19 protein-coding genes and 1 riboswitch are annotated in these 17,174 nt (G+C 43.9%); of the genes, 10 read left to right on the top strand and 9 right to left on the bottom strand.

The features are described 5' to 3' along the window. Positions 1-64: 64 nt before the first annotated feature. From AB5N96_RS03630 to AB5N96_RS03595, 8 genes are read left to right on the top strand one after another with little or no spacing between them, the layout of a single operon-like run. Positions 65-1,594 (top strand): phytoene desaturase family protein, encoded by a 1,530-nt coding sequence (locus AB5N96_RS03630; protein WP_499704645.1) that lies wholly within the window; start codon positions 65-67, stop codon positions 1,592-1,594. After that, positions 1,591-3,075 (top strand): phytoene desaturase family protein, encoded by a 1,485-nt coding sequence (locus AB5N96_RS03625; RefSeq protein WP_392455430.1) that lies wholly within the window; start codon positions 1,591-1,593, stop codon positions 3,073-3,075. Before AB5N96_RS03630 ends, AB5N96_RS03625 begins: the two co-directional genes overlap by 4 nt. Beyond that, positions 3,044-3,877: a phytoene/squalene synthase family protein gene (locus AB5N96_RS03620; protein ID WP_499704644.1), complete on the top strand. Its 834-nt coding sequence runs from the start codon at positions 3,044-3,046 to the stop codon at positions 3,875-3,877. Before AB5N96_RS03625 ends, AB5N96_RS03620 begins: the two co-directional genes overlap by 32 nt. Before the next feature lie 47 nt (positions 3,878-3,924). Continuing rightward, positions 3,925-4,683: a carotenoid biosynthesis protein gene (locus tag AB5N96_RS03615; RefSeq protein WP_204591388.1), complete on the top strand. Its 759-nt coding sequence runs from the start codon at positions 3,925-3,927 to the stop codon at positions 4,681-4,683. Continuing rightward, entirely contained in the window at positions 4,676-5,332 is a 657-nt protein-coding gene (locus tag AB5N96_RS03610) for a lysophospholipid acyltransferase family protein (RefSeq protein WP_499704643.1), read from the top strand. Before AB5N96_RS03615 ends, AB5N96_RS03610 begins: the two co-directional genes overlap by 8 nt. A gap of 12 nt (positions 5,333-5,344) precedes the next feature. Further along, positions 5,345-6,454: a glycosyltransferase family 2 protein gene (locus tag AB5N96_RS03605; RefSeq protein ID WP_499704642.1), complete on the top strand. Its 1,110-nt coding sequence runs from the start codon at positions 5,345-5,347 to the stop codon at positions 6,452-6,454. Beyond that, positions 6,451-7,926: a phytoene desaturase family protein gene (locus tag AB5N96_RS03600; RefSeq protein ID WP_499704641.1), complete on the top strand. Its 1,476-nt coding sequence runs from the start codon at positions 6,451-6,453 to the stop codon at positions 7,924-7,926. Before AB5N96_RS03605 ends, AB5N96_RS03600 begins: the two co-directional genes overlap by 4 nt. A 12-nt stretch (positions 7,927-7,938) precedes the next feature. Then, positions 7,939-8,607 carry a GNAT family N-acetyltransferase gene (locus AB5N96_RS03595; protein ID WP_204591396.1) on the top strand — a complete coding sequence of 223 codons (669 nt, stop codon included), beginning with the start codon at positions 7,939-7,941 and terminating at the stop codon, positions 8,605-8,607. A gap of 60 nt (positions 8,608-8,667) precedes the next feature. Here the strand turns inward: AB5N96_RS03595 and AB5N96_RS03590 are convergent, their stop codons facing one another. The 3 genes from AB5N96_RS03590 to hmpA all read right to left on the bottom strand — a co-directional run bounded on the left by AB5N96_RS03590 (position 8,668) and on the right by hmpA (position 10,974). Next, positions 8,668-8,865 carry a hypothetical protein gene (locus tag AB5N96_RS03590; RefSeq protein ID WP_499704640.1) on the bottom strand — a complete coding sequence of 66 codons (198 nt, stop codon included), beginning with the start codon at positions 8,863-8,865 and terminating at the stop codon, positions 8,668-8,670. 354 nt (positions 8,866-9,219) lie between these two features. After that, entirely contained in the window at positions 9,220-9,696 is a 477-nt protein-coding gene (locus tag AB5N96_RS03585; RefSeq protein WP_499704639.1) for a DinB family protein, read from the bottom strand. Between the two features lie 90 nt (positions 9,697-9,786). Further along, the gene (hmpA, locus tag AB5N96_RS03580) at positions 9,787-10,974 is read right to left on the bottom strand and encodes an NO-inducible flavohemoprotein (RefSeq protein ID WP_499704638.1); all 1,188 of its coding nucleotides are present in this window, start codon (positions 10,972-10,974) and stop codon (positions 9,787-9,789) included. A 149-nt stretch (positions 10,975-11,123) separates the two neighbouring features. On the opposite strand from hmpA, the gene AB5N96_RS03575 reads away from it, so the two are divergent. Beyond that, positions 11,124-11,573, top strand: coding sequence for an RrF2 family transcriptional regulator (locus tag AB5N96_RS03575; protein WP_392455435.1), 450 nt, complete (start codon positions 11,124-11,126; stop codon positions 11,571-11,573). Between the two features lie 19 nt (positions 11,574-11,592). Here AB5N96_RS03575 and AB5N96_RS03570 read toward each other — a convergent pair whose 3' ends face one another. After that, the gene (locus tag AB5N96_RS03570) at positions 11,593-11,910 is read right to left on the bottom strand and encodes a DMT family transporter (protein ID WP_204591403.1); all 318 of its coding nucleotides are present in this window, start codon (positions 11,908-11,910) and stop codon (positions 11,593-11,595) included. Next, entirely contained in the window at positions 11,910-12,233 is a 324-nt protein-coding gene (locus AB5N96_RS03565) for a DMT family transporter (protein ID WP_392455436.1), read from the bottom strand. The genes AB5N96_RS03570 and AB5N96_RS03565 overlap by 1 nt, the downstream gene beginning before the upstream one ends. Positions 12,234-12,286: 53 nt before the next feature. Beyond that, positions 12,287-12,384, bottom strand: a riboswitch (guanidine-I (ykkC/yxkD leader). 60 nt (positions 12,385-12,444) lie between these two features. Here AB5N96_RS03565 and AB5N96_RS03560 point away from each other — a divergent pair. Then, the gene (locus tag AB5N96_RS03560) at positions 12,445-12,930 is read left to right on the top strand and encodes a methylated-DNA--[protein]-cysteine S-methyltransferase (protein ID WP_204591405.1); all 486 of its coding nucleotides are present in this window, start codon (positions 12,445-12,447) and stop codon (positions 12,928-12,930) included. 20 nt (positions 12,931-12,950) lie between these two features. Here AB5N96_RS03560 and mbcS read toward each other — a convergent pair whose 3' ends face one another. Genes mbcS through AB5N96_RS03540 form a run of 4 tightly spaced genes read right to left on the bottom strand, consistent with a single transcriptional unit; the run spans position 12,951 to position 17,014 of the window. Further along, on the bottom strand, positions 12,951-14,528 hold the full coding sequence (mbcS, locus tag AB5N96_RS03555; protein WP_392455438.1) for an acyl-CoA synthetase MbcS: 1,578 nt from the start codon (positions 14,526-14,528) through the stop codon (positions 12,951-12,953). A 17-nt stretch (positions 14,529-14,545) separates the two neighbouring features. Then, on the bottom strand, positions 14,546-15,100 hold the full coding sequence (locus AB5N96_RS03550; protein WP_499704637.1) for a hypothetical protein: 555 nt from the start codon (positions 15,098-15,100) through the stop codon (positions 14,546-14,548). 17 nt (positions 15,101-15,117) lie between these two features. Next, complete coding sequence (locus AB5N96_RS03545; protein ID WP_204591410.1) at positions 15,118-16,767, bottom strand: sodium:solute symporter family transporter; 1,650 nt, start codon at positions 16,765-16,767, stop codon at positions 15,118-15,120. Beyond that, positions 16,760-17,014 (bottom strand): hypothetical protein, encoded by a 255-nt coding sequence (locus tag AB5N96_RS03540; protein WP_204591412.1) that lies wholly within the window; start codon positions 17,012-17,014, stop codon positions 16,760-16,762. The genes AB5N96_RS03545 and AB5N96_RS03540 overlap by 8 nt, the downstream gene beginning before the upstream one ends. Positions 17,015-17,174: the final 160 nt, after the last annotated feature.

Below are 17,174 nucleotides of genomic sequence, written 5' to 3'. Positions count from 1 at the left end.
AGCCAAAAATCAAAAACGGTTGTATAATCATTGTACAAGTATTGTATAAAGAGGAGGGGCCATCATGAGCAAGAAAATAGCAGTAGTCGGTGCTGGACCAGGTGGTCTTGCGGCGGCTATGTTACTCGCTTCTAAAGGGTTTCAAGTAGATGTATATGAAAAGAATGAGGTTGTGGGAGGTCGCAACGCTGCCATCGAGATGGACGGTTTCCGCTTTGATATGGGTCCTACATTTTTAAGTATGATTCATATCGTAGATGAATTGTTTGAAGCGGCAGGCCGTAATATGCACGATTATATGGACTTAATCGAACTTCCTGAAATGTATCAATTAACGTTCGACGGGAAGAGAACGCTCGATATGACGCGGGACCGAGAAAAAATGAAAGAACGCATTGAAGCTACGTATCCTGGAAATAGCGAAGGATATGATCAATTTTTATATGAGAGTGGGAAGAAATTAGCCGCTTTAACGCCTATTCTTCAATCACGTATGGATAAACTGATTCATTATATGCGTCCATCTGTTGTGAAAGCATTGCCAGAGCTTGAAATTGGAAAAACGCTCTATGATGTACTGAGTCGTTATTTCAATCATGAAGAGCTCAAACTTGCTTTTACATTCCAATCAAAATATCTAGGGATGTCACCATGGGAGTGTCCAGGTGCATTTTCAATCCTTTCCTATATGGAACATGCATATGGTATCTATCACCCAATCGGTGGTGTGAATCAGTTGTCTGCATCCATGGCGAAAGTGGTGGAAGAATACGGTGGGAAAGTACACCTTGGCACAGGCGTCAAAAAGTTTAAATTAGATGGCAAAAAAGTAACGGGACTGCTCTTAGAATCTGGAGAAGAAGTAGAAGTCGATGAAATAGTGGTTAACGGAGATTTTGGGCATGTGATGACAAACCTTGTTGATGAAGGTGTCTTAAAGAAATACTCACGTGAGAATCTAGATAAGAAAAAATACTCTTGCTCCACATTCATGCTCTATTTAGGCCTCGATAAAGTATATGATTTACCGCATCATAACATTATTTTTGCTAAAGACTATAAAACAAATGTGGAAGAAATTACGCACACAAAAAAACTCTCTGCAGACCCATCTATCTATGTTCAAAATGCAAGTGTGACAGATCCGACATTAGCGCCAGAGGGACAATCTGCACTCTATATTTTAGCTCCAGTCCCAAATAACGATAGTAAAATCGGTTGGCAAGAAGAACAGCAAGCCTTCCGTGACTTGGTCATCCGTACAATTGAAGAGAAATCTGAATTCAAGGATCTATCTAAGCATATTGTAAGTGAAAAAGTGTTGACCCCGGTTCACTGGGAAGAAGATATCTCTGTCTTTAAAGGCGCAACATTCAATTTGGGCCATCAACTGTCTCAAATGATGGTATTCCGCCCACACAATAAATTTGAAGAACTAGACGGCGTCTGGTTAGTCGGTGGTGGTACTCACCCTGGCAGTGGCTTACCGACAATTTTAGAGTCTGCACGCATAGTAACCAATGGAATTTTAGCGGAAGAAGGCAAAGAGCGTATACCTGTAGGCCTTTTACCTGCTTGGGAGGGAACAGCATGACGATTGCATTAATCGGTGGTGGAGTAGGCGGTCTCATGACAGCTCTCTATCTGACAGAAGCAGGACACGAAGTTACTATCTATGAAAAAAGTTCAAAACTAGGCGGTCGATTAGCCTTTGTGAAAAATGGAGAGTACAGAATCGACGAAGGTCCGACGATTGTCTTGCTACCTGATATGTTCTTAGACCTGTTGAAAAAAGCGGGGGTGGACACGACAGGCTTACGTTTATTGCGTTGCGACCCTCTTTATTCCATGCAGTTCTCGGACGGAGAAGTGTACACGAAATATGCAGATCCTATTCAGCAGCAACAAGAAATCGAGCGCTTATTTCCTCAAGATGCAGAGGGATTCAAGCAGTTCTTAACAGAAGGCAAGCAACGTTTTGACATTGGGATGACATCCTTTTTAACTAAATCGTTTTCCGTGAAAAAAGACTTTTGGACGTTTACCTCTATACGAAAGCTTCTTGCATTAAAACCATATCAATCTGTAAGTGGATTGATGAAAGGGTATTTCAAAGATTCGCGCCTCCAACAAGCGTATGCATTACAATCTCTTTATATTGGTGGAAACCCGTATCAAGTGCCAGCGATGTATTCTCTTGTCTCTTTCTCAGAGCATGAGCATGGAGTTTACTATTTGCAAGGCGGGTATGCCTCATTAATTCCTTTATTAGAAAAGACGCTACGAGCGCGTGGTGTGACTATTCATTTAAATAGTGCTGTTGAAACGATTCACTTAGAGGACGGGAGAGCTACTGGCGTTAAAACGAAAAATGGATCCATTTCACATGACGCAGTAGTTTTTAACGGAGAAATGCCATTTTTGAAGGAACTTTTACCTTCTGTGCCGAATCGTACCTATATACCTTCTTCTAGTTGCTATTTAATGTACATTGGTGTCGATAGCAAGTATGAAAACCGACTTGTACATTCGTACTTGATGGGGCCGGATTTCAAAGGTCATATGGATTCTGTTTTTCGAACAAAAGAATTGCCAAACGAACCTTCAATTTATGTATTCAACCCAAGTGTCATGGACGATTCACTGGCCCCGAAAGGGAAAAGTGTTCTTTATATTCTCGTTCCGGTACCATCGGGTACTGCCATTGAATGGGAGAATGTTAATGATTGGCGAGAGCGTATTTTAGATCGTATAGAAGAAAATGGATTTCCAAACTTGCGTGAACGCACCGAGTGGATGGAGATACGTACACCGGCTACTGCCCAAGCAGAAGGCTATTTCCAAGGTGGAAACTTTGGAATTGCCCCTGTACTTGGCCAATCTGGAGTATTTCGACCACAAGCAAAACCAACAAAATTCAATAACTTGTATGCTGTAGGTGCTTCTACACACCCGGGTGGTGGAATTCCTATCGTGATGCAAGGTGCTTATTTGACCGCACAGACTGTGTTAAATGATTTGACTGTAAAAGGGGGACAACCGGATGAACGTCAAGCAAGCCTACCAAGAGTGTGAACGTGTCATTGCTGAAAATTCCCGCACATTTTACAAGGCCTTTTCCTTACTTCCTAAAGCCGACCGTCTAGCTGTATGGGCAGTCTATGCATTTTGTCGCCGTGTCGATGATCTGGTGGATGAGGGAATCGAACCAGTTTCAAGTCTGCATAAATTTGAGATAGAGTTCCAGGCTTTCTTAGATGGCAAGTATGATGAAGCGGACCCAATGTGGGTTGCACTGGCGGACGTGTTTAAACGCTATGACATGGACCCGGAGCCGTTTAAAGAGCAACTGAGAGGTCAAGAAATGGATCTCACTATTCATCGCTATAAAACAATCGATGATCTATTAGTGTATTGCTATCACGTGGCAAGTACAGTAGGTCTAATGTTGCTACCAATCCTGGCGCCTACTCGTAAAAATGAGCTACGCGAAGATGCCATTGCACTTGGTCTCGCGATGCAACTTACAAATATCTTAAGAGACGTTGGAGAAGACCTTGGCCGTGGGCGCATCTATATGCCAACCGATCGTTTGGCACACTTTGAAGTATCCGAATGGTGTATGCGTAAAGGTGTGATTAGTAAAGGGTTTATACAGTCGTGGGAAGAGCTAGCTGTTTTAGCAGAGCGCTACTATGACCAGGCGAACCAATCTATTCACCTGTATCCAAAACGCTCTCAAATTCCATTAAAGAGTGCTTCTCATTTTTATCGTCATATTCTTTCTACAATACGGGAGAAAGACTATCGTGTGTTTGATACAAAACATTTTGTATCCGACGAGCAAAAAGCAGAAATTCTAGCTGTTTTACACTAAGCACCCGACTCGGGTGTTTTTTACTAGTCATCAAAGGAGCTGTGTTCATGGAAAAGTGGAAAGATCGAGCATATCAGTTATTTCTCTTCTGGTTTGCAGTGGGAGTCATACTGGTAGGGTTTGATCTCCTACCGTCGTGGTTAGAATGGGCGAATACTGTATTTTTAGTGTTAGCTGGTGTGATGGGGATTTTTTATTTCTTTGCTTTATTTTCTCCAGGAAAAGCACTCGTCATCACACTCATCATTTATATATTTTCATCTTTTATGGAATATTTGGGCTCTGCGTATGGCATTCTGTTTGGCGAGTACGACTACACCGAACGGTTCGGTGCAAAGATTTTTGATATTCCGTTTACAATCGGGTTTGCTTGGTTGCTCGTTATTTCAACGACGCACGCGCTCGCAATGCGTATTACAAAGCGACCCGGTATTGCCACAGTAATTATTTCAAGTTTATCAGCTGTTGTGATGGATTTAATCATTGATCCGGTAGCATTCAAAGCCAATGAATATTGGATTTGGTTTGAGGGTGGTTTATATTATGACATCCCGTGGACCAATTTTATGGGCTGGTTTGTTGTGGCGAGCATTTTGCAAGCACTAATTTGGGTGATGGATTCTGAAAATCCTGCAACTGAATCATTTCCGAAGTGGGAAAAACGTGTGTATTACTTATACGGTATGATGATTTTCATGTTTATGGTTACTGCCGGGGCAGCCGGTCTGTGGCTTGCAATAGGCGTAACATTGGTTGGCGCAGTCATTCTCTATAGTTGGGCAGAGTGGAGGACACGACATGATTAAAGCAAAGCGAAATCCTGTATTTGAGCGTGTGATGCGCCAAGTGACGCTTCCTCAAATTCGTAAACAATTTCATGCTGTTTATTGGAAGGGGCCAGAATTTGATGGCACGCCTTCACTATATATCGCCAATCACTCCTCTTGGTGGGACGGTTTGCTATATTATCATTTGCGCCATACTGTTATTGATCGATCGACACATATTATGATGCACGAAAAAGGATTAAAAAAGTTTTGGTATTTTCGCTATACAGGGGCGTACTCTGTGAACAAACAGTCTCGTAGGGATATTATAGAAGCATTGAACTATTCAAAAGAAGTGATTGAACAAGGGTCCAGTGTGTGGATTTTCCCGCAAGGAGAAGAGTTTTCACAAGAAATACGCCCGCTTGTCTTGGAGACGGGTGTAGGGCACTTAGCCAATCAACTCCCGCAAACCCCTATTATACCGATTACACTGTACTACTGGTTTGGCCATCATAAAAAAGCGGAAGTGGCGATTTTAGCAGGCGAACCACTTTTATTTACTTCTCTTCCAGGGGAGACTCGTAAACAGAAGATGAAAGCGTTAGAAAAACATTTAGAGAAGCAACTGGAACTACTGAAACAAGATATTGTGTCCGAAAGTTTAGATACATACCGTGCACTATAAGGGGGAATGGAGATGACATGGGATCTATGGTTCAGCGCACTTCTTCTCTTATTTATAGGAATAACGCTTCTGCATGCCGTCGTCTTACCAAGACCGAAACGAGATGCACGAACAAAAGGAGAACCGCTCGTTTCCATCCTCATCCCAATGCGCAATGAATTGGCGAATGTGGAAGGGTTGATTGGTTCGCTACAAAAACAGACGTATAGCAAATTTGAAGTGATTGTTTTAGACGATGAGTCGACGGACGGAACGCGTGAAGCACTTGAAGCGAGTACCGAACACGACAGTCGATTTACAATTAAGCCTGGCGCTCCTAAGCTAGATGGCTGGGTCGGGAAGGTATATGCTTGCCATCAACTATCCGGTTACGCAAGTGGCGATTACTTGTTATATGTCGATGCTGACGTACGAATTGAACCGAATGCAGTACAAGATGTGTTGGCTTTTATGCAACACAATAACTTGGCACTGGTATCCGGTTTTTCTCGCTTTCTATTACCAACATGGCTGAACAAACTGCTTGTTCCGATGCAGCACTTCATTGTCTTATTTCACCTTCCGATGGGGCTTGCGCGTTTCACAAAATGGCCTCCTGCTACTGCAGCGCACGGTGGATTTATGTTTTTTGAACGTGGTGCCTATGAAGCAATCGGTGGCCATGAATCAGTAAAAGGCGAGATTGTGGAGGACGTGGCGCTTTCAAAACGTATGAAAGCACATGGGCACAAAATGTGGCTTGCCAATATTACCGCTTTTGCTAGTTGCACGATGTACGAAACAAATGAAGACGTTTGGAAAGGCTTCTCAAAAAACATCTTTAACGGGATTGGCAAATCGGTACCACTTGCTGCTGTTATTATGGTGTTTTATGCGAGCTTCTATGTGCTTCCACTTTTCTTGCTAGTTGGTGCGGTTGTAGTTGCAGACCCAAGCTTACTGATTCCGTATGCATTGATTAGCATTCAAGGATTGATTGTTTACGCTACAACAAAAGAACCGCTGTATCTGGCCTTCGCCTTACCTGCATCTGCACTCGCTTTAATTGCTCTACTGGCGAACGCAATGATTCGTTCTATGCAAGGGCAGAAAGTGGAATGGAAAGGCAGGTTTTACGGATGAAGCGAGTAGCCATAATTGGCGCAGGATTAGGAGGTTTGGCAACGGCTATTACTCTTGCTAATGCCGGATTTGAAGTCGATGTGTTTGAAAAGAACACGCATGTCGGTGGAAAATTGATGCCTGTTCAACTCCGCACATATGGGTTTGATTTTGGTCCAAATACGATTACAATGCCGCATGTATTCCGGCAGGTAATTGAACAAACAGGACGGAAATCGGATGACTATTTTACGCTCATCCCATTGAAGCATCATACGACGAATCATTTCCAGGACGGATCGTCTCTTGTCTTTAGTCGAGATAAAGACTTCATGATTGAACAACTAGAGAAAATAGATCCACTTGGAGCCAAAAATTATTTTTCTTTCTTGAAAGAGCTGACACGTCTCTATGAGTTATCGGAGACTCATTTCTTTCCAAAGACATTTCGGTCTTGGACAGACTATCTATCCCCAAATCTGGGGTATGCACTAACAAAAGTTCGCCCGTTAGAACCAATGGATCACTTCTTCAAACGCTATTTTTCCAAACCCAATGTACTGCAGGCTTTCGGCAGGTATGCTACGTACATCGGTTCCTCACCGTACCGAGCACCTGCTACTTTTAGTATGATTGCCTACCTTGAGCTGGTCCAAGGCGTGTACACAGTAAAAGGCGGAACGGTTTGTATTGCGCGCGCTTTTCATAAAGTAGCAAAAGAGCTAGGTGTCCGTTTTCACACAAACACAACAATCGATCAAGTAGAAATCACGGATAAGAGAATTACTGCACTGTATTGTGCAGGTGAGCAGGTGTGGTCGGGTGACGAGGTTGTGATGAATGCTGATCTTTTAAAAGCGTATCCAGAACTTGTGGCAGAGCGCGATCGTCCTTCGTTTACAGATAAACAAAGAGATGCTATGGAACCGTCCATTTCAGCCTTTGTCATCTTAGCCGGATTGTCTACTCGTTTGAAAAATGTGAATCACCACACGGTCTACTTTTCACACGATTATGAAGCCGAGTTTGATGCTTTATTCACCCGACAAGAGATGCCAGAAGACCCGACAATCTATTTATGTAACTCAAGCGTGACCGACCGTGATCGCTCACCAGATGGGGACAATTTGTTTATCTTAGTCAATGCTCCGCCACTTCCAAAAGGGGAGAAAGAGCCCTATGACATACATGAATACAAAGAGCATATTTACGACTTACTTGAAAAGAAGGGGCTGCCGATTCGAGATCATTTAGTAGTGGAACGCATCATTCCGCCTTCTGAAATTGCAGAAACGTTCGGTGCCTATCGGGGAGCTCTCTACGGGCTTTCAAGTCACCGGAAACAAGATGCTTTTTTGCGACCTCGTAATAGGAGTCGTGATATTCACAATCTCCATTTTGTCGGAGGCAGTACCCATCCAGGGGGTGGCTCACCGATGGTCACCATGTCTGGTATGAATGTTGCGAATGTCTTGATTCGCGCAAATCGATAGGGGGGAGATAGGGTGTATCAAAAAAAACAATTTGTTTATCAAAACCAAACACCGCGGAAAGTACTAGTTCGTACCTATACGGAACAGGATTTTGAGGAATTGATCCAGATACAACGTGAAAGCTTTCCGCCACCTTTTCCTGATGAATTGTTATGGACCAGAGAGCAATTAGAGAACCACCTTCGTCTTTATCCAGAAGGGGCTCTTTGCGCCGAAGTAGAAGGAAAGCTTGCGGGATCAGTTACAGGTTTACGTGTGAACTATTCTTATGAGGATCCGGATCATACATGGGAAGAAGTCACAGGGGGTGGGGATATTTCTCCCCATCAACCGGATGGCAACACACTCTATGTTGTTGATTTATGTGTACGACCGGAATTTAGAAGTCTAGATCTTGGCAGGTTACTACTGCAAGGGTTGTATGAACGTGTCATAGCAGACGGTCTTGATCGGTTGCTTGGTGGGGGCAGGATGTCAGGGTATCACCAATATGCAGATGAGTTATCACCAGAACAATACATTGAGTGCGTACTTGAAGGAGAATTGAAAGACCCAGTCATCACCTTTATGCTACGCAGTGGTAGAACTCCGGTACGAATTGTACGAGACTATCTAGAGGATGAAGAATCCCACAATATGGCGATGCTGATGGAATGGAGAAATCCATTTAAATCATCTTAGATGTGGAGAACGCCACTCAAGAAACTCCGAGGAAATCAGACGTGCCCGTGAAGGCGCTCTTCAGCCTTTGCGGGTGCGGCTGATTCCGGAGTGTGTTTCTGGCGTTCGCAACTCGATTTCGTTTAGATGTGGAGCCGACTGTTCAGAAATTGTGCGAGATGACAGCGTGGACTGTGAAGCGTTCTTTGCTTCATGGGCCGCGATGACTTCTTGCGGGATTTCTAGGAGGCGCAACTCGATTTCGTTCAAAGTCGACACACGATGTAGTCGTTGAGTTCCACTGTGGGGCTGCTTTCCGTGGGCGCTGCGTGAGCTTCCTCGTCACAGGCTCCTGCGGGATCTCACGGCAGACTTTGATCCCACTGGAGTCATCCCCTCCATTCCACTCAACTTTAGTTTAGATGTGGAGCCGACTGTTCAGCTATATACCACACAAAGAAGGAGTTTCTCATAAGCGAGAAACTCCTTCTTTATGGTCTTGTCTATTGCTTTTCTGCGCACGCAAGACAGTACAGCTGACCATCAAGTTGCACGCCTTGTAAAAAACCGGCGTCACAATAAACAGTTTTGCCACACTGTACACAACTTCCAACGACTTCTAAAGCATTCATATTAAGCTTTCGCTTCTTCTTTCGTTGGTCCCATTACACCGGGTACCGGTAATCCAGCCTGACGAAGTAAAACCGTCATTTGTCCGCGGTGATGCGTCTGGTGATCAATCATCATGCGCAGAACTTGACCGTTAGTAGTGAGTGCTCCATGCATATTGACTTCAGTAGTTAAAAACGCATCTGAGAATTCTTGTCCTGCAAGCTCTAAAATATGAGCCGCATATAGTTCATACTGATCAGCAATTTCAGAAGCTGTTTGAGGTTGTTGCATTGATTTTAATGCAGGAAGTTTATGTCCAATCTGTCCCATGAAATAGCTGAGCGCTGTCGTCAGATGCCAACCGAGCCAGCCAAGAGAGTTATGCCCTTCGACGATCGACTGTCCGAGTTTGTCATCTGACATAGCTCGCAGTACTGCCTTAGTTCCTTCCGAGCTTCTTTGCCAGTCTGTAATGAAATCTTCTTTTACACGATACATTCCAGTTCCTCCTTTTCAAGTCATCTCTATTAGTATACCTTTCTATAGAAAAAAAGCCTTCTCTCACGTTTTGCAGAGAAGGCAAGAAAATTAAGCAGTAGTGAGCGCTTTGACTGGCATAGCCGGGCCGAAAAACTCATAATGAATTTGCTCTTCGGAGAAGCCAAGTGCAACAAGATTGGCAATCATACTTTCCATGAACCCGACCGGTCCACAAACGTAGATGTCTGCACTTTTCGGAAGCTCAGCGAGTACATCACGTGTGATGAAGGCGTTGTCTGTATCTGAGAAGAAAGATTGATACGTCAGTTCTTCATGTGATGCAGAGAGTTGTTGAAGTTCTTTTACAAATGCAGCTTCTTTCTCACTGCGCGCTGCGTGTAGGAAAGTAATTTCACGAGCAGACGCAATTTGCAACAAGCGTTCTGTCATACTCATTAGTGGCGTGATACCGACACCTCCTGCAAGCATAATAACAGGTGTGCTGCGATCTTCGTTTAGCACAAATTCCCCAGCTGGAGGCGTCACTTCGATCGTGCCGCCTACTTCAAGTTGTTCGTGTAAGTACACGGAGACTTTTCCGTTTGGATCTTGGTCGCTTTCACGTTTTACAGAGATACGGAAAGATTCTTCATCTGCCGCTTTAGACAGACTGTATTGACGAATCATCATATATGTTTCACCTGGGATATGAACGCGAACGGAGATGTATTGTCCAGGTTTGTATGCAGGTACTTTTGAGCCGTCAGCAGGTTGTAAATAAAATGAAGTGATTGCGTCACTCTCTTGAACTTTACCGACGACTTTGAACTCTTTAAATAACTTCCAGCCATTTTGTTGCTGTTCTGCTTTTTTGTACATGCCTGCTTCTACAGAAATAAATACGTCTGCAATAACGCCGTACGCTTCTGCCCAAGCGTTAATGATTTCTGGTGTTGCGGCGTCTCCAAGGACAGTCTTAATCGCTTTTAGTAAATATTCCCCAACTATTGGGTACTGTTCTGGGACGATTCCAAGACTAACGTGTTTATGCGCAATTTGCACAACAGATGGCAAAATAGTTTCTAAATTATCTATATGAACAGCGGCTGCATAAACCGTGTTAGCAAGCGCCGTCTGTTGACGTCCTTTGGCTTGATTTGCATGGTTAAATACATTTAATAGTTCAGGATGTGCCTCGAACAGTGAACGGTAAAATTCAGTTGTAATTGTAGTGCCGTGCTGAGCGAGTACAGGTGCAGTTGCTTTAATGATTGATCTTGTTTCTAGTGATAACATGTGTAAAACAGCTCCTTTTCTCTTATTGATTTCAGCATACTCCTATTCAACGCCGAAACAAATATTAAAAATACCACTTTAAAAAAATAGACACATTTGTTGTCACAAGTTGTTCACCTGTGCGATAGTGAGAGAAAGAGGTGAGAAACATGCGAATGACGATGTATACGGACTTTTCTTTACGTCTGCTTATCTATTTAGCGATTCGACCAACAGGAGAAAAAGCGACGGTGCCTGAAATCGCCGAATCGTATGGGATATCTAAAAATCATTTGATGAAAGTAGCGCAGCATTTAGCGAAACTTGGATACATAGAGAGTACGCGAGGAAGAGGAGGAGGCGTCCGACTACTTCAAGACCCCCAAGCAATCAATGTCGGAAAAGTCGTGCGGCAGATGGAAGACGATTTTCATATAGTAGAGTGTTTTGATCGAGAACGGAATAGTTGTCCAATTACGCCCGTTTGTTCATTAAAACACGCATTAGGAAAAGCGCTTCAAGCTTATTTGGCTGTATTAGATGACTACACATTACAAGATCTAGCGGGAAATCCGTTAGAGCTACTGCAGTTTTTACAACAAGAAAAGGCGGTCACCTGAGAACGGTGACCGCCTTTTGTTATGGACTGACAAGCTTCAATCCAATGACACTTGCAATAATCAATGCTAAAAAGAATAAGCGCATCGGTGCGACAGACTCTTTGTAAAAAATCATTCCTAAAATCGCGCCTCCTGCTGCGCCAATCCCTGTCCAAATCGCATAGGCCATTCCCATTGGTAATGTTTCCATCGCGATGGATAAAAATAAGAAGCTACCGCTAAAGCTAGCAACTAAAAGTAAGGCAGAAGAGAGATTCTTCTTTTCGTGGAGACGAGCCATCATAGCGACGCCCGTCATTTCAAGTAGTCCAGCAACAATCAAAGCAATCCAAGCCATTATGATTCAGCTCCTTGTGTCGTCTGTTTAAGTCCAATGATTCCAAGTAACAATACTCCGACTAAAGCCACTTGCATAAATCCAAGTGGCTGGCCAAACAATGCTGCGTCCATTAGGACAGTTCCTACCGTCCCGAGTCCTACAAAAACTGCATACGCTGTGCCTACGGGTAAGTAACGTCCAGATCGTATTAATAGACCGAAACTAATTATGATTGCGACAATCGTTAGTGCCCATTCTCCAAAACTTGCCGCGTGCTTCAATCCAATTACCCAGCCGACTTCAAATACAGCAGCGATGATTAATAAACCCCATTCTTTCATCTTTTTCCGTCTCCTCTCAAAAGTAAAAGCCTGAAAGACACTGCTTCCGCAGTATCTCCCAGGCTTTTGTCCCTCCGTGTACATGGCCAAGCCATGCGTTTTCTCTCGGACCAGTCAAAGCAGTGCTTCCGGAACCCTAGAAAACTTTCGTGTCTTTCAGTTGCTCATAGTATACTAAATCTAACTAACAAAGAAAAGGGAGAGGGTCTACATGCAACAAGTCGATTACCTCACACCAATTGGTCGATTGGTGATTACAGGAGACGAGGAAGCCGTCTATAGTGTGCTATTTGAAGAGGGAGAGACACTTGACTATCCGGTAACAGATGGACTTTCCACTCCACTAAAAACAGCGTATGAGGAGATAGATGCGTATTTTCAGGGGACAGGGAAGGCGTTCACGTTTAAAATGGCTCCTCAAACTGGAACACCTTTTCAACGAGAAGTATGGGAAAGTTTGAAGACGATTCCGTATGGTGAGACGGGTTCGTATCTTCAAATTGCCACTACCATTAACCGCCCGAAAGCCGTGCGCGCAGTTGGTGGGGCCAATGGACGAAATCCATTTACAGTTGTACTGCCTTGTCATCGCATCATTGGAGCAAGTGGCAAGATGGTCGGATACACAGGAGGCCTATGGCGAAAAGAATGGCTCCTTGCGCATGAACAAAAACATAAAACCAGTTTGGCCGATTAAGTGGCCAAACTGGTTTTTCATTACTTCACAGGTGTACGCAGTTCCACTCGACGAATCTTTCCGGAAGTCGTCTTCGGAAGTTCATCAATGAACTCTACGATACGTGGATATTTGTAAGGGGCTGTGATTTCTTTTGTATGCGTTTGAAGTTCTTTCACAAGAGCGTCTTTATCTGGGTATTGATCGGCATCACGAAGAACGATAAAAGCTTTCACGACGCTTCCACGAATCTCATCCGGAGCGGCTACTACCGCACATTCGCGAACTGCTGGATGCTTTGTAAGAGCATCTTCGACTTCGAAAGGACCGATTGTATAACCAGAACTGATGATGATATCATCACTACGCCCTTCAAACCAGAAGTAACCGTCCTCGTCTTTCGTTGCTTGGTCACCCGTTAAGTACCAGTCGCCGCGATAAGCAGCAGACGTGCGGTCTTTATCATTGTAATACCCTCGGAACAAAGCAGGTGCTGTCTTATGCACTGCGATGTCTCCCACTTCTCCCGATTTTACAGGGTCCCCAAATTCATTGATGACATCCACTTGATTGCCTGGAGTTGGTTTCCCCATTGAACCTGGACGAACTTCCATGTCCTGTAAAGTCCCAACAAGTAATGTGTTTTCAGTCTGACCATAGCCATCACGCACGTTTAAGTTGAATGCGTCTTGGAAAGCTTCGATGACTTGTCGGTTCAGTGGCTCTCCTGCAGATACGGCACTGCGAAGGGCATGTAAATCATAGGACTTTAGATTCTCTACTTTGGCAATGATTCGGTATTCTGTTGGCGTACAGCAAAGAACATTGATTTTCTCGTCTTGCAAAATCTGTAGATAGGTCTCTGCATCAAAACCACCGTGGTAAACAAAAGCGGTTGCGCCAAGTGTGATAGTCGATAAGAATGGACTCCAAATCCATTTCTGCCAACCAGGTGCTGCAGTTGCCCAGACGACATCTCCCTGTTGAACGCCTAACCATTCTGTTGCTGCTGTGCGCACATGAGCGTATCCCCAAGCGTGGACATGTACCACGCCTTTTGGATTTCCTGTCGTGCCTGAAGTGTAAGAGAGGAATGCCATATCTTCACGATGTGTATCTTCCCCAGAATAGTCTTCTGGCTGACTAGTAGCCAGATCTTCTAATGATACCCAGCCATCTTCTTGACCACCAACGATGAACTTGTTGTCTAGCGCAGGGTAGCTCTCTGTAATTAAGTTCGTTTCAGCAGTCGTTTTGTGAAACGCAACGATACCTTTTGCACCGGAATGTTCCATGCGGTATGTTAAATCTTTTTTACGAAGCATCTCCGAACACGGGATAGCGACAATACCCGCACGTAATGCAGCAAGATAAGTCATGTAGGCCTCTGGAATTCGTGGAAGGATAATCAATAAGCGATCTCCTTTTTCGATTCCGCGACTTTTAAAAGCTTGCGCATACTGGTTCATCTTACTAAAAAGTTCTTTGTACGAAACGTCTCGGCGGTTTCCTTGATCATCCATCCAACGAATAGCAAGACGTGATTCATCGTTTCTGTAGGCTTCTAATTCACTTGTGATATTGTACTGTTCTGGTGCAAGTAAGTGGTCAAAGTTCATAGGTGATTCCTCCAGTTTCATGATGTGATAGCGCCTGTTGGCACGACTAAATAATAAATACTAACGAAGAAAACAAATACAGTAATGGCGGCAATACCTGCTTTTACTTTTGAGAATTGCTGTGTCGTCTGCAACGTTTTCCAATGGAAAATAAGCATCCAAAACACGCCAATAGTTGCAAGTACAATGCCGAGTGCGTTCATCTGCCATCCAGTTAAAAGCGGGACAGCTAGAAGTCCTGGGAGCAAGCTGATGGAAACGAAGGGACGAATTCTCCCAATTACACCTTCGCCACCAAAGCCTCGAGCACCTGCCCAGACAACTAAAGTCAGACCTATTCGGGTAAGCCATGCCATCATCAGTCCTGACACCATGAAAATCAATGGGACAATTGCCCATTTGAGTGCAGGTGTTTCAAAACTCAGGATGTAAGACCTGTTGGCTATGAGTAAAAGACTCCCATATAAAAGCCCCGTCAAGAGCAACACAAGGCCGCCCTGGACGTGTGACTTTTCAGAAGAGGAAAAGTTCTTGAACGCAGAATCACGTAGCGTCAACAGTTGTAAGATCATGATGGTTCCTCCTTTTTTTACATGCCCCACGGTAAAAGGGCCCAAATTGCTACAGCTAATGAAATTGCTACAGTAATGAATGCCCCAATCGTAGAGTTGTAGCGGTACGACTGCACATCTTTCCATCCGTGAATCGATTCAACCAACTTCTCGTCACGATCGCGCGTTAAATTCTTTTGAAGTGCAGGAATACGGTTCGTAATGTATGAGACAACAATCAATAAGATAAAGCTGATTGGCACAGCAAGCATTGCACCTGATAAGCCCATGCCATCCGTTACAGCGTGCCCAGTCAAAGCAAGACTTGGGAACACGAAAGGTGAGACGGCAATATAAATCGCTCCCCCGACAATAGAAGCAGCCATGGCCCCGTACTTGTTTGCTTCTTTCCACCAAACGCCGACAATGATCAAAGGTGCATTGGTGACACCTGCTAATCCAAATGCCCATAGTATACTTACAACGAGGAAGGCAGGTGGTTCAATTGCTAACAAGATACTGATGAACCCACCTACAAAGATTGCGATATAGCTCAGACGATAGTTTAAGCGTTCGTGAATGTTCGGTTTAAGGGTCTTGATAATATCTTGAGAAAGAAGGGCTCCGATTGCTAGCAAGTTTCCGCTTAGTGTTGATACCCCCGCTGAAATCGCACCTGCAATTACAAGAGCCGTGACCCATTCCGGATTGTAAGCAAGGTTCAAAATGATTGTTAATTTATCTGCATCACCTTCCGCGATATTCAGACCTTCAACGCTTGTTGCATAAACGCCAGTGAAGCCCATCGCATACGTAGCGGAGAACACAAGACCAAGAACAAAGGCAAACCACACCATTGCGCTACGAGCACTCTTTAAGCTCGAGGATGTATAAACACGCATTGCTAAGTGAGGTAACCCTAAAGCACCAATTGTTAATGCAGGAATAACTGAGAAATACCATTTGGTTGGGTACTGGTAGTCAAAGAAATCCGGTACGGCTTGCAGCATCGCAGGGACCATATCTGCATAAAGAAGTGGTGGGAAGAACCAACCTTCTGTTCCAATAGCTTTCATAATAGCGCCGAGAGGTACGATAAACATAAGCGTCATGATGACCATTTGAATAGCGGCATTGTTTGTTGCACCAGCCATTCCGCCGACAGTTATGTAACCTACAATAATTAATCCACCTACAAACAAACCTGTTAAATACGGAATGCCGAGAAGCGTTTCAAACGTAACCGCAATCCCGATCATCTGTCCAAGTGCATACATGATAGAGACTAAAATCATAAAGAGAGCGGCGATGATAGAAGCTTTCACTCCATAACGTTCACGTACAAAGTGTGTCGGTGTGAAGGCACCCATACGGCGAAGTGATGTTCCATAAATGATAGTGATCAATGGTATCGCTAAAATCAATTGAATCCATAACATGATAAATGGAACTTTCAAGTTTAAAATAAGTGCGGTAATTCCTAAGAATGTGGCTAAACTCATATAAGTGGAGGCCATGGCAAGTCCATTTGTAAAGGCTCCAACATTTCCGCCACCTAAGTACAAGTCTTTTGCTGACTTTGCTTTTCGGTTAGATAAATACCCTACTACATAAAAAAGTAAGAAAGTTAGTGCTACCACGACCAACCCTAAAATCGGATTGGATAACTGCCATGTGCCATCAGTCATGTTTCACGCCTCCTTCAATCTCCGCATCAATTTCATCATCAATCCGGTTACCGATTTTACCAGCAATGATTGTTAAGAAGAAGACTCCGAACCAACCCATCAGAATGGGAATGATGTACGTGACTGGAAAGCCAAATAACATGGCATCCGTTGGAAAAATAGAGAAGAATAGGCCAGCATTCCCCATGACAACAAAAGCGAGTGCCATCCAAATCGTAAAGCGAACTTCTTTTTTGTAAGCTTTCATAGTGTTCCCCCTTATTCATGTGTACTTTCTCCAAGATGTGACCGAGCGTTCGTTCATTTTACGACTGAGCGTTCGCTCAAAATCAGACCAAGCAATCCCCATTGCTTTTTAAAAAGTCTCTTTGATTGTAAGCGGTTTCCCAAAACACAGTCAACCTATT

It is taken from the genome of Chryseomicrobium imtechense (genome assembly GCF_041475995.1).
Taxonomy (GTDB): Bacteria; Bacillota; Bacilli; order Bacillales_A; family Planococcaceae; genus Chryseomicrobium; species Chryseomicrobium aureum.
This window is presented reverse-complemented; position numbering and strand designations above follow the sequence as displayed.